The organism is Litoreibacter ascidiaceicola (genome assembly GCF_900129235.1).
Lineage (GTDB): Bacteria > Pseudomonadota > Alphaproteobacteria > Rhodobacterales > Rhodobacteraceae > Litoreibacter > Litoreibacter ascidiaceicola.
Window position 1 is genome coordinate 102,060 of the sequence record NZ_FQUV01000001.1, and the last position, 13,590, is coordinate 115,649.

Sequence of the window (13,590 nt, forward strand, 5' to 3'; positions counted from 1 at the left end):
TTCAGATGAAGGGTTCTCATTCAAGGCTCAGCTTCCGCGAGGAGCACCGCTATTCCAACATCGCCCATGTCCAAGGGGCGATGATCACCGATGCCGATTTGACCGAAGCCGGACAAATCCACCAGGACCGCGACGAAGCACAAGGGGCTGCGTTCGCAGGCTCCGGCGTACCTGCGGTCGGTGGAATGGTCGCGTTGGGCAAGGAAGACGAGGTAATGCTCCAATCCGGCACCGTCTTCGCGCAAGGCAAGCAAGGTCATTTCCGCCTTGGGGATGTCGAGAAAGAGGGCGTCGACCTGTTCTCGGCCTTTGCGGCACAAGCCGACCTGCCCAACGGCCCGCCCCCCACCAAAGGTTTGGTCTATGTCGACCTGTGGGAGCGGCCAATTATGGCGCATGAGGACCTGTATCTGGCCGATGCGGGCCTGCACGGGGCGGAGACGTCGTATCGGACCCGCACAATGGTCCAGCTGAAATGCCTGCCCGAACTGGGCAGCCTCGAAGACCTGCCCAAAGCGCTTGACCAACATCCGGCCTTCAAGGCGCGCGGCACTGCGGTGATGTCGCTGGAGTTGGCTCAAGCCTCGACCGAGCTGGACGCCTGCGATCCCTGCGCCGATCTGATCAGCATCGACAAGGTGCTGCCGAACGCACTGGTCCGCATCGAGGTCGTCTCGGTGGAACGCGATCAGCGCGGCGAGATGACCGCCATCCGGCTGGCTTGGTCCTCCGAGAATGCCGAAGCAGTGGAGCCGCTGGAAACCCGCTCCGCGCTAGAGCGTGACAACGCGGTCTATGAGTATTTCTCCGAGACGACCGAGGCGCAACTTGGCTACTTCGCCAGTGACCATGTTGCTGCGCGCGGGGCGTTTACCGCCGATTTACGCTCTGACACCCCTAGCGATGCAACGCTTCCCAAGGACACCTCCGAGCTGGGCTATACCCATGTGCGCCGCTGGGACGGCATGGTGCGTCTGCCACTGGACACCAGCACGCGGCCCTCCGGCCCCAGTGCCGCCAGCGCCAAACCGCGTGTCAGCACCCGTGATATTACCCTGACCACAGAGTTCTTCACCCTGACCCTGACGCATCAGGGTCGCGAACTGGTTGCAGGCGACTATTGGCTGGCCGAATTGCGCCGTTACGCCCCCGAAGACGCGCAGGCGCTGCTGAACGGCGCGCCCTTGGGCCGCGCGCAACCGCCGCTTGGCCCGATGCACCACTTCTGCCCGATTGCCTTCTCGAATGGCGAAACCTTGGAGCCGTTGCCGGACGCCCTGCGCCGCCGCTTGTCCTTTCCCACCCTCGCCGATCTGCCGGCCAGCCATATCAGCTATGACGCGGACCCGAATTGCGACCTTCTGGGCGAGACGCAAACCGTTCAAGAGGCGCTGGACCGCGTCTGCGACATTAACGCCACCCATGTTGCTTTCAATCCGTCCGATGAGGAATGCGAAACCTTGGGCAGCGCGCGCTCGGTTGACGAGGCGCTGAACGCGCTGTGCCGTGCCGACGACAACAAGCAGCTGCAACTGATGATGCGCACGATGATGGATTGGGGCGTTGTCTGCGGCCTGTCGGTCGAGCTGGGCGACGGCACGATCGAGATCAGCGGCGGAGTTGCCCTTGACCGCAACGGCATCCTGCACGAACGCCAGCGCGACCAGCTACAGCTGTCAAAGTTTGACGAAAGCCAGTTTCTGCCAGACGCCAAGTCTTTCGTGGACCTCCAAAAGCGCAACGTCGAAATCTGTCTGTCTTTGGGCGTGCGCGACGGCCGGACCAAGTATTTCCTGTCCCCCGCCGCACTGGCTTACCGCACGTCCGATCTGACCCTGTCGGATCAGGTGCGCAATTGCCTTGAGGGGCGTGGCAGCCTGACCCAAAGCGAATTGTTCGAGAAACTGCCGGACAGGAAAGACGCCGTGGAAGTGCTGACCCTGCTGCACGTCTGCCTGCGCAACAACATCCGCCCCCTGCCCGGCGCGGAGTTGAACAAATCAACCATCAACGTCGCCCAGAAAATCCTCGACGAGTTGATCGAGGAATACCAAAAACGGCTGTCGGAGGCAGGCGACCCCTTGGCCAAACGCAAAGCCGAAGAGCTGCGCGAGATCAACGCCGCTTTGGACAAGGAATTGTCGAACGGCCCGCTGCAAGGCACGTCCGGCCAACTGGCTCTGGTCAGCAAAACACTGGCCTATGCCGCAATTATGAAAAAGGACGAGGAATTCCGCCTTGAATGCCTCTGCGACCGCGTGGTGCCAGCCTGTCCGGACATGGTCGAAGGCTGGACCCTGATCCCCCTGGCCTGCGTGGAGCTGTCGAACTACAAACCCGGCAGCATCGTCGCCAGCGAGGTCTGCATGATGTGTTGCCGCAAGCAAGCCAACACGCCGCGCAGTCAGCGCTACTACAACGGTGACTTGATCGGCACGATCCTGTCCGGCTTCAAGGACCTGTGTACCGAGGAAGTCCTGCGCGCCGACAATGGCCCGTCGGGACGTTTGCGCGCGTGGCTCGCCGCCGCTGGTCCCGCCCCGTGGGATCCGCCGCAGAAAACGCCGCTCTGGCCGATCAAGCCAACCTATGGCGCGACCAATTACCAGATTGGCGGACCGTTCCTTGGAGGTGGAGGTGGAGGTGGCGCTGCGGTGCTGAACGAATGGCAACGCGGCTTCAACCCGCCCATCCTCAATGTCACGGGAATGAAAAACGACGAGGCGATGAAAGAGCTCAAGGAGGCGGGTTTCGAACTCGCCGAGAAGCTTGATATCGGCAATGTGGCGCAGTTGGTCGAAATGGCCGACGGACGCCGCCCACTGCTCAACCGCCGTCCTGGCCCGGGGGATCGGGTCGTGCTGCTGGAACGCGAAGGCGTCGCGGTCGAGTTCGTGGTGATTGAGCAAACTCCCCCTCTGTTCAAAAACCGGTTCGCCGAATTTGGAGGCCTGCTCAAGGTCGACACAAGCAAACTGGCCGACAAGCTGAAGGGCGACTTGGGTATACTCTCGAAGGACCAAGACCGGCTCATCCTTGATATTGGGGAAAAGGGCGGCAAGCTGACGGATGTCAAAGGTGGCAAGAAGCAACCCGCCAAGGGAACCAAAGACCTACCGAAAGGGCGTGATCTGGATATCTCCGGCATCAAAGAGGTCGACAAGAAAAAGGTGGTCGAAAAAGAGCCGGTCATTATCAAACAAGCAACCGACAAGGTCCTCAAAGGCAAGCTGGATATCCTCGCCAAAAATCCGGCGCGTCTGAAGATGGAGACCAAAACACCGACGTCTAAGGACGAGGCTGCGGCGAAAGAGAAAACCGTCAAAACGCGCACCCAGCCGACGCGCCAGACCACCACAACGCGCAAGGGAATTGGCACACGCAAACCGCGCGGGGTCACCCGCAAACCGCGTCAGCCGAAAAAGTAGGGTGCTGGCAGGGTCATGAAAACCAAGGCGCGCACAGTCACAAGAACGGCCCGGCCCTCGCGGTCCGTGGTGCCTGTACGCAGACCTCAACCTGCGATCCTGCGCCCTGCGCCGCCTGTGTTGAGCCCCAGCCTGACGGTGGGCGCGGTCAATGATCCGGCAGAGCGGGAAGCCGAAACCATGGCTGCGCGCGTTGTCGGTGCAACACCTGCGCGCGTAGCCCCTGTTGCCGTCGCAGCCCCCGCAACGGCCGCAGCCCTCCGGCGCGACGCCGAGGCCCAGCCGAACCTTGACGAGTTAACCCACGTTCCGGCCCCTGCGGACCAACAGGATTTCGACCTCCCCGCCGAAAATGACGTAGCGACCGAAGGGCTGGACGCCGCCGATATGGGGGAACTCGAAAGCGGCGCGCCCGTTGACACCGGCGGCGCGGCGGAGGGCGAACTTCAGGCTTCCGCATCGCCCACTGCGGTCGTCGGGCGCATGGGCGGCCCTGCCCCGTCCGATGTGTCGCGGCTGGTTGCCAATCCCGGCCCTGGCCGCCCGCTGCCCAGCGGCGTGCGCGCGCGGATCGAGCCGCATTTCGGCACCAGTTTCGAAGATGTGCGGCTGCATGATAGCCCCGCTGACCAAGACGCCGCCGCCCGCATCGGCGCGCGCGCCTTTGCCCATAAGAACCGTATCTGGCTTGGCCGTGGGGAAAGCCCCACCAATACCCGTCTGATGGCGCATGAGTTGACCCATGTGGTGCAACAAACCAAAGGGGCCGAGGCCCTGCCCCTGCGCTGCGAGCCCGTCCGGCGCGAAGAAGCCCCTGAAGCTGGCGGCTTCGGCAGCGGCGCCATCGAGGCGCTCGCCCGCTACGTTCCGGGCTATACGCTGATCACGGTAATCATGGGCCGCACGCTGTTCTCGGGCAAAAAGGTGCTGAAAACCGCCACCAACCTGCTGGGTGGCCTCTTTGGTCTGCACCCGCTTGGCACCGTCCTGTTCGACAAGTTGCGCGAGACCCGTATGGTCGAGGAAGCGTTCCAATGGGTGCAAACCCGCCTCGGCGATTTGAACCTGACATGGTCACGCCTCAAGGGGGTGATCGCCAAAGCCCTCAGCCCGCCGCTTTTGGGCGCGAAAGAGTTCATCATGGAGCAGTTCCTGCCCCTTGTCCGTGACATCGGCACTTTCGCGGTGGATGTGGGCAAGAAGGTGTTGGAATTCACCGTGCGCGGCGCATTGAAACTGGCGGGGCCTTACGCCGACAAGGTTTGGGCGATCATCCAGCAAGCCGGTGACGTTCTGGATCTGATCGTCGAGAACCCGCTCGCTTTTGCCAAAAACCTGATCAAGGCCGTCGTCGGCGGCTTCATGAAATTCGGGACCAACATTTTGCAGCACCTGAAGAAAGGTCTGCTTGGTTGGTTGTTCGGGGCCATTGCGGGCGCAGGGATCACCCTGCCCGCCAAGTTCGACTTCAAAGGGCTGATGTCGCTGGTCATGCAAATCCTCGGCCTGACCTACGCCACCTTCCGCGCGCAACTGGTCAAGCAACTGGGCCCGTCAGGGGAACGCAAAGTGGCGCTGATTGAAAAATCGGTCGAGATCGTGCGGGTCCTGTTGAAAGAAGGCTTCGCGGGCATCTGGCAGAAAATGCTGGAGATGATCGAGAACTTCAAAGCCACCCTGATCGGCGGCATCTCCACCATGGTGATCACGACGGTGATCAAAGCGGGGATTTCATGGCTGGCAGGCTTGTCCAATCCCGTGGGGGCCGTGGTGAAGGTGGTCTTGGGCATCTACGATCTGATCGTGGCCTTCATCGAGCGGCTGCAACAGATCATGGATGTGGCGCAGTCTATCTTCTCGTCTGTCGGGGCCATTGCGCGCGGCCAGACCGAGGCGGCGGCCAACTTTGTCGAGCAAACCATCGGGCGCACGGTGCCAGTGGTGATTGCTTTCCTCGCCGCAGCCTTGGGGCTTGGAGGTATTTCGTCGAAGATCAAGGCGGTGATCACCAAGCTGCAAGCGCCTGTTAAAAAGGCGATGGGCAAGATGATCGCCTTCGTGATCAAGAAGGCCAAGGCGCTGTTCTCTAAACTGATCGGCAAGCTGAACGGCAAGCGCAAGCTGCCGTCCAAAGCGTTCAAGATCGGGCGCACGCCTCACACGATCTTTGGCAAGAAAGTTGGCCGCAAGATTGAGGTCTACATGGCCAGCGAGGAAGGACCGCTGAAAGGCAAAGGCCCCGCCACCAACGACGCGACCAAGGATATCGACGACAAAACCGCCACCGAGCGATCCAACAAGCTGGAGAAATCCAGCAACGAATCCACCGAGGAAACGACCGCGGAAACCAAAGGGCTCGACCCGCAATCCGAAAAGCAGAACAACAAAACCAAATTTGCGGCCCTACACGCTGAACTTGAAGAGGCAGCAGCGGAATTCGAATTGTTGGGGCGCGACATCGAAACCGACCCGTTCCTTGACACCGACGGAGACGGCCAAGCGCTGCTGCGCGCGCAAGAGCCGCGTTCGGAGACCTTTGAGGGTGAGGTTGACACCTATAGCAAGTTGACTTTTGCCGCCTCGAATAAGGACCCCATAAAAGGCTTTCACCTGTCGCGGTTCTACGAGTTGGACCACACCATCGAAAAGCGCTTCCCCTTGGGCGTGTTCGAGCAACTGCACACGCTCAACGATCTGTCCGCCACACCGCAACCCGATACCCAATTCCTGCGCGCGTCTCGCAAAGCCAAGGCTGAAAAATCCGGTGTGAACCCGTTGCCCGGCACCAGTCTGGATGCCAGCGTTCAAAAAGGGGCCGCCCCTGTGCTTGGTTTGCTCAACAGCAAAGCCACCGGTGATAAAATCGGGCCGGATGCGGGCGGCTTTCCTGCCATCGCGCTCTATCACCGCAACCACATCAATCTTAAAGGCAAAGGTCTGCCGAACGCAGCCGCCATCGTCGCCAGCGCGATGAAAAAGAAGACCGTCCCCGAAAGGATCAACGACGTTAAATCCGCGATCAGGGCGCAGCTGAACGCCGAGGCTGCGGAGGTTCAGAAGATATACAATTCCGACCCCACCGCGACCGAGACGGTTAAGGCGAAAGTAAGCAAAGGTCTCGCCAACCTGAAGGCGCAGAACATCGCACTTTACGGGCTTGACCGCATCCAGCCCAAACGCCCCGAACACAAGATCGACGAGGTCGCCACCAAAGACGGCAGCGACATCTATTTCGAGGGCGGTCAGGCCGGTGGCGACAACCTGATCAAAATCGAAGGTATCGGCAAAAAATACGGATCACGCACCGCAGGCTTGGGCGATTTTATCGAGTATGACCACATCCTTGATAAGTCCTTCGTTCATGCGGCCAAATCCCACAAAATCGTCGACCCAAACGAGAAGCAGACGGTCAAACTGGCCTCGGACAAGAACGCCACAACAAAGCTGCAATCGCGTCTGGATCGCTTGGCGGAACTCGAGGCGACGCCGCTATTTGCCGACAAGCCGAAGATTTTGGGTTATAAAGATGATGACGGCTTTGCCGTGCCGATTTACCGCCCCTTGGCGACCGAGGTGACCTTGGCAGTCAAGCACCCCGCCGACACACAAACAGCACCGGTGGACACCAAGGGCTTTACCAACGACGCGGCGGAGTATGTCAGATCGGGCGTCCCGCAAGCCCGGCTTGATTTTGTCGCCAAGAAGCGTGTCGCGATCCAGCGTGTTTTGGAAGCGCGCACCACCACCCACGCCGATGCCGTGCGGGAGGTGTATTTGCCAGAGGTCGCGAAGGTGAAAGCGATCAATACCGACGCCGACGGCGCCGACCGCAAGATGAAAGTTGTATTAAAGAACCTCTATGTTTCCCTGAGAAAAGCGGAATCCGAGACCGTTAAGCTCTTCCAATAAAACAAAATTAATTTGGAGAATAACATGCCCCTAGCCCCCGCCTCCTCCGACCTTGGCTTCTTCCGCTCCTCCGAGAGCCGCGACAGCAAATATGACCCCGCCGCCATCGGTCTTGCGTTTTCCGGCGGTGGCTACCGTGCATCCCTGTTTCATGCGGGCGCGGTGATCCGGCTTAACGAGTTGGGCATTCTGTCCAAGGCGTCCCGCATTGCCTCGGTCTCCGGCGGCTCGATCACCACGGGCATCTTGGCAATGAACTGGGACAAGATCGACTGGAACGGCAAGTCCGAAGGCGTCGCCACCCACGAGGCGATGACCGAACATTTCATCAAGCCACTGATGGACGCCACGGCGCTCAACATCGACGTGGGCGTCTCGATCCTCGGATTTGTGCCGGGCATCTCGGGGGGCAACCAGTTGGCCCGCAGCTATGACAAGCATATCTTTCACAACAAAAAGCTGAACACCATCACAGGCAGCCGCCGCTTCCTGTTTTGCGCGGCGAATTTGCAAACCGGCGGGTTGGTGCGGTTCACCAAGGAATATGTGGCTGACTGGAAGGCGTTCTTCTCGACCACCCACAACATCAAACTCAGCGAGGCAGTCGCCGCATCGTCCGGCTTTCCGCCCATTCTGGCCCCCCTGCGCCTTGATCTGAGCGGCGAGACCGTCACCGCGCCCGCAGGGGCAATGTATGACAACGAAGCGCTGCGCAAGAACCCCGTGCTGGTCGATGGCGGTGTGTATGACAATATCGGGTTGGAGCCGATCTGGAAGCGCTGCGGCATCCTGATTGCCTCCAACGCAGGGTCCAACAACCCCGCCATGGTATCGCAATTCCGGCTGGGCATGATGATGCGCGTGGTCAACACCTTCCTTGATGTGTCGGTGAACTGGCGCGAGCGGATGCTGGTCAACATGTTCCGCAACCAGTTGGCTGACGGGCTGAAAGAACGCAACGGCGCGTTCTGGACCATCAAAACACCGACGCATAACCTTGCTTGGGACGGTTTCAAGGCCAGCCCTGCGCAGTTGAAAACGGCAGGCGACATGGCGACACGACTGAAAAAGTTTCCGGTCGAAACCCAACGCGCGGCGGTGCTGGCAGGCTATTCCTACGCGGATGGCACGATCCGCCAGTTCGTTCTGCCCGATGCGCCCGCACCAACAGCGGCTCCGGTGCTTCCATGACGCCGGAGTTCCGCCCGCCACGCAGGCTGAACGTCTTCGCGTTCGATCCCTCCACCGCGCGCAGCTTTGCCAACTGCAACGCGCGCACCGTTAAGATTACCCTGCCCTACGAGCTGGACCCGCCTGATCTGGGCAAACCCTTCTACGGGCCGAAAGGTAAATATGTGGAGGTGGTGGATTTCGACCCCGCAAGCGGGGCGTTCTATGCGCCGGTGAACCTCAATGATGATGCGGTGATGTTCAATGACGGGCTGCCGCCCTCGCCCGAGAACCCGCAATTTCATCAGCAAATGGTCTATGCGGTGTCAATGAACACCATCGCCGCCTTCGAGGAGGCGTTGGGCCGCGTCGTCCAATGGGCGCCCACCGAGAAGAAGATCGAGCGCAAAGGCAAAGACCCCGAATGGACCTATGATTTCACCCGCCGTCTGCGCATCTATCCGCACGCATTGCGCGAGGCCAACGCTTATTACCATCCCGCAAAGAAAGCGCTGCTGTTCGGCTATTTCACCGCAGGCCCAGACAGCACCAGCGCGCCGTCAGGCACCACAGTGTTCACCTGCCTGAGCCACGACATCATCGTGCACGAAACGGTGCATGCCATCCTCGACGGGCTGCATCCGACCTTCGCCGAGGACGCCAATCCTGACATGCGCGCGCTGCATGAAGCCTTCGCCGACATCATCGCGCTGTTCCAACTTTTCTCGTTCCCTTCGGTGCTGGAGGAGCAAATCGCCAAAACGCGAGGCGATCTGAGCCGCCAGAACCTGTTGGGTGAGCTTGCCCAAGAATTCGGCCAAGCGGTCGGGCGCGGCTGCTCGCTCCGCGATTTTCTGGGCAGCGTGAACGAACATGGCGTCTGGGAAGCGCAGGAACCCGACCCGACCAAACTGCGCGACGCCACAGGTCCGCATGACCGTGGCGCGGTGCTGGTCGCGGCTGTCTTCCGCGCCTTCCTGACGATCTACAAAACCCGCGTAGGCGATCTGTTCCGCATCGCCTCGAACGGCTCCGGCGTGTTGCGTGACGGGGCGATCGATCCTGACCTGAAACGCCGCCTCGCCTCCGAGGCCGCGCAATGCGCGCGCCGCGTCATGCGCATTTGCATCCGCGCGATGGACTATACACCGCCCGTGAATGTCAGTTTCGGCGACTATCTGCGCGCCATCATCACCGCCGACCGCGACCTGTTCCCCGAAGACGCGCAAGGTTACCGCGCGGCGTTTATCGAGGCGTTCGCAAGTTGGGGCATCCTGCCCGAAGGCATCGCCTCGATCTCAGAGCCGGCCTTGTGCTGGCCAACGCTGGACATTGCCGAGGCCGACCGTCAGGCGCTGCGTGGCATCTCGGAAGACATGAGCTGGCTCGACAAAATCCACTCCAATCTGGGGTTGATGCTGTCCCAGCCCCGCAAGATGCTGTCGCATTTCGCCAGCCCGATGAGCATTGACGGCGAAGATCGCCGCGCCCGTTACCAAGAAGAGGTGAAGCGCGCGCAAGTCGAAGCCCAGCAGGTCGGCATTCTGATCCATGACCGCCTGACCCGCTTCAATGATGCCAGCACCACCATGACCGTGAAGGAAAAGGTACCGGCACGGGCGTTGCAGCTGGATGTGAACCTGTTGGAGGTCGATGACAGCCGCGACCGCGAGATTGTCTACCACGCTTCCAGCCATTACCAGCGGTTGCTCTGGTTGCTGATGAACTCTGCCAGCTCTCCTCGGTTTGCCGAACTGACCGGCCTGACTTTTTCACCTGACGCACCTGCCACCGTACGCAGGTCCCGCACAACATTGCTGCCCTCGCTTCATGTCTCGGCGGTGCGCATTGCCCGCAGGCAGGGCCAGCGCGGCCAGCCGGAACGCGAATATGTCATCGAGGTGATCCAGACACGGCGCGGCTACTTTGATCCCGATCGTCAAGCCCATGAGGATGCGCGGCCCATTGACCCCAAAGATTCCGACCGCGCCAGCGATTTCAAATTTCGTGCCGGAACGACCTTTCTGGTGGATGCCCGCAGCTTCAAAATCCGCCGCTTGATCCGCTCCACCTATGCGGTTGACGATCCCGACGGGTTGACTGCGTGCCGCGCCTATGTGGATGGCACCGACGCGCAGGCGGCCAATGCGTTTTACTCCGGTCGTTCCTCTCGTGCGGCAGCGTTCGCCGATCTGCACCATCCGCCCCATATCAAGGACGGTTTCCGATGACCAAGCCCCCCACCCCCCGCATCAAAGCCCCGAAATCCGGCGTCCGCGTGCGCATGTATCGCCAAGGACACGGCGACTGCTTCCTGCTGACTTTCCGACGCAGTCGAGGGGCCAAGCCGTTCTTTATGTTGATCGACTGCGGGCGCAAGAAAGGCAGCACCCCTGCCGACCTGAAGGACAAAGACATCGACATGGATGCGGTGATCGAGGCGCTGTGGGTCGACACAGGCGGCAAGCTGGACGTGGTCGTGGTTACCCATGAACACGAAGACCACGTTTCTGGCTTTCCCAAAGCGGGCGACGACAGCCACCCGTTCTCCAAGTTCCATGTCGAGGATCTGTGGCTTGCATGGACCGAGGACGGCACCGATGCGGACGCCAACCGCTACCGCGAGCTTTATGGCGACAAGCTGTTAACCTTGGCGCTGGCGCATGAAAAGCTGCGGGCGTTGCAAGGCGTGGGCGCACCGGACGGTGTGGCCGACGAGATAGCCGAATTTCTGGAACTGGAAACCGGCCACCGCACCGGCGCGGAGGTACTAAAAGAAGCGTGCATCGAAATGGGCGTCGCCCCGCGCGACATCAGCGCAGGGCCGGAACAGGCCTTCGCCGCCGCGCGCAGCACCAAAATCCGCGGCAAGCGTTACAAGGAACGCCTTGCGGGGCTGCGCTCGATGGTGAAAGGCGAGATCAAGTTCCTGTCCCCCGGTGACCCGCCGCTCCCCCTGAAAGGCGTAAAAGGCGTGCGGGTCTATCCGTTCGGTCCGCCGCGCGATCAAAAGCTGTTAACCAGCCTGAACCCGCACCAATCCGAGGAATTCCACATCGGGCCTTTCGCCATGGGCGAGGCTGGCGCAGGGCTGTTCGCCGCCTTTGCCAGTGGCACAGAAGGCGCCACATCATCGCCTTTTGCTCCGCGTTTCGTAATACGGCAAGACCAGATATCCGACAGTGTGGCCGAAGACGCGCCACCGGAACTGGCCTACCTTTCACGGACCTATCTGGCAGAAGACGACGCGGACCAACGCATCGACGGGGACTGGATGGGCGAAGCCGAAGCCTTGGCGTTGCGGTTGAATTCCGAGGTGAACAACACCTCGTTAGTGCTTGCTTTTGAACTGGAAAAGAGCGGTCGCACCCTGCTGTTTACGGGCGACGCGCAACGCGGATCATGGATGTCTTGGTCCGACCTGTCATGGCAAGTTGATGGCTCCACCGTCACCGCCAAAGACCTGCTGGCGCGCTGCACGTTCTACAAGGCCGGGCATCACGGCTCTCACAACGCAACGCTCAATGGTACGTTGGATAGCCCGCACGCCAACCTCAACTGGATGGCGCAAGGGGCTTACGCGCAGGATTTCGTCGCCATGGTGCCGTCGAACAAAACATGGGCTTGGGGCAAGTCGCGCCCGTGGCGTCACCCGATGAAGGCGATCGAGCACGCGCTGATCAACAAGACAAAATCCCGGGTGTTGATGATCGAGCCGCATGAGCCGGAGCGCCACGACGCCCATTCAGGGGCAGAATTCGATGCGATGTGGGCCGCGTTTACGAAAGCAACAAAGGCCGAAGAATTCGCGATTGAGCATCTTGTTGAGGATACCGAACCTGCCTCTGGTGAAACTTGAAGAACATCTCTCAAGCCCCTGCATCAAAACTATAAATCCAGTCTTGCTGGCGGTGGATAGCCCCCACTGAAAGCCGCGAGGCCACGGCCATCGGACCGTAGGTCGCCAGCTGTGCCAACCCGGTATGGCGGTGAAACATGCTCGCATTCGCCGCCGAGCGTTGCTGGATCTTGGTCACACGCGGCTTGCGCTGTGCCTCATAGGTTTGCAGCGCCCGCACGCAGTCACTGTCTTGATCCAGCACTTCGGCCAGCACCACCGCATCCTCCAGCGCCATCACCGCGCCTTGCGCCATGGAGGGCAACATCGGGTGCGCCGCGTCGCCCAGCAAGGTGACCGGCCCGTCGCACCATTTGGCCAATGGCGGCCGCCCGTATAAGGCCCAGCGAAACAGCCCGCTGGAGGCCTCCAGCACCGCGCGCAGGCAGGGCTGCCATTCGCCGAAATCCGCCAAAGCGTCCTCGATGCGACCGGGGATCGACCAGCCTTCTTCGGTCCAGCTGTCCTGCTCCACGATGCCCACAAAATTGACATGGGTGCCGCCTTTTACCCGCGTGGTCACCGCGTGTTTGCCGCGACCTGCCCAGATCACACCGAACGGTGGCGGGGCGTTGTCGCCCAACGCATCGACCGGCACCACCGCACGCCACGCAACATTGCCGGTGAACCGCGCACGGTCCGCACCGCAGATTTGCTGGCGTATCTCCGAGCGCACCCCGTCTGCGCCGATCAGAACGTCGCCAAACACACGATCACCGCGCTCCAGATAAACCGAGGCCCCGCCCCGTTCGCGCACATATCCGGTGATTTTCGCGTTGGTGCGCAATTGCGCGGAGGGCTGCGCACGCAGCGCTTGCGCCAGCGCGTCATGCAGGTCCGCACGGTGGATCTGGATAAACCGGTTTCCCCAACGTGCCTGCGCGTAACCTTTCATCGGCAGGCGGAATATCCGTCGGCCTGAGCGGCCCAAGCGCAGCTCGATCGCCTCGGGCTCGAACAATGTGCCTTCGATCATGGGGGTCACCCCAAGACGGTCCAACATCGCCATGCCGTTCGGGCTGACCTGAATTCCGGCGCCGACTTCTTTCAGCTCTGGCGCTTGTTCCAGCACCTCGACTTCCCAGCCCTTGCGCGCCAAGGCCAAGCCGCAGGCAATTCCCCCGATGCCGCCTCCGGCAATTACTGCGCGTCTTTTTGTCATGGAATTCCGCTGCCCCGCATGGT

General features: G+C 61.0%; 6 protein-coding genes. 5 read left to right on the forward strand and 1 reads right to left on the reverse strand.

From position 1 onward, the window contains the following. Positions 1-5 precede the first annotated feature (5 nt). Genes BUB72_RS00450 through BUB72_RS00470 form a run of 5 tightly spaced genes read left to right on the forward strand, consistent with a single transcriptional unit; the run spans position 6 to position 12,366 of the window. A complete protein-coding gene (locus BUB72_RS00450; RefSeq protein ID WP_073138795.1) occupies positions 6-3,428 on the forward strand; it encodes a hypothetical protein in 3,423 nt (1,140 codons plus the stop codon). 15 nt (positions 3,429-3,443) lie between these two features. Then, positions 3,444-7,337, forward strand: a complete 3,894-nt coding sequence (locus BUB72_RS00455) for an eCIS core domain-containing protein (RefSeq protein ID WP_073138798.1) — start codon at positions 3,444-3,446, stop codon at positions 7,335-7,337. A gap of 24 nt (positions 7,338-7,361) precedes the next feature. After that, positions 7,362-8,528, forward strand: coding sequence for a patatin-like phospholipase family protein (locus tag BUB72_RS00460; RefSeq protein WP_073138802.1), 1,167 nt, complete (start codon positions 7,362-7,364; stop codon positions 8,526-8,528). Further along, the gene (locus BUB72_RS00465; RefSeq protein ID WP_073138805.1) at positions 8,525-10,738 is read left to right on the forward strand and encodes a gluzincin family metallopeptidase; all 2,214 of its coding nucleotides are present in this window, start codon (positions 8,525-8,527) and stop codon (positions 10,736-10,738) included. Before BUB72_RS00460 ends, BUB72_RS00465 begins: the two co-directional genes overlap by 4 nt. Then, positions 10,735-12,366: a ComEC/Rec2 family competence protein gene (locus BUB72_RS00470; protein ID WP_073138808.1), complete on the forward strand. Its 1,632-nt coding sequence runs from the start codon at positions 10,735-10,737 to the stop codon at positions 12,364-12,366. The genes BUB72_RS00465 and BUB72_RS00470 overlap by 4 nt, the downstream gene beginning before the upstream one ends. Before the next feature lie 10 nt (positions 12,367-12,376). Here BUB72_RS00470 and BUB72_RS18570 read toward each other — a convergent pair whose 3' ends face one another. Further along, the gene (locus BUB72_RS18570) at positions 12,377-13,567 is read right to left on the reverse strand and encodes an FAD-dependent monooxygenase (protein WP_073138811.1); all 1,191 of its coding nucleotides are present in this window, start codon (positions 13,565-13,567) and stop codon (positions 12,377-12,379) included. Positions 13,568-13,590: the final 23 nt, after the last annotated feature.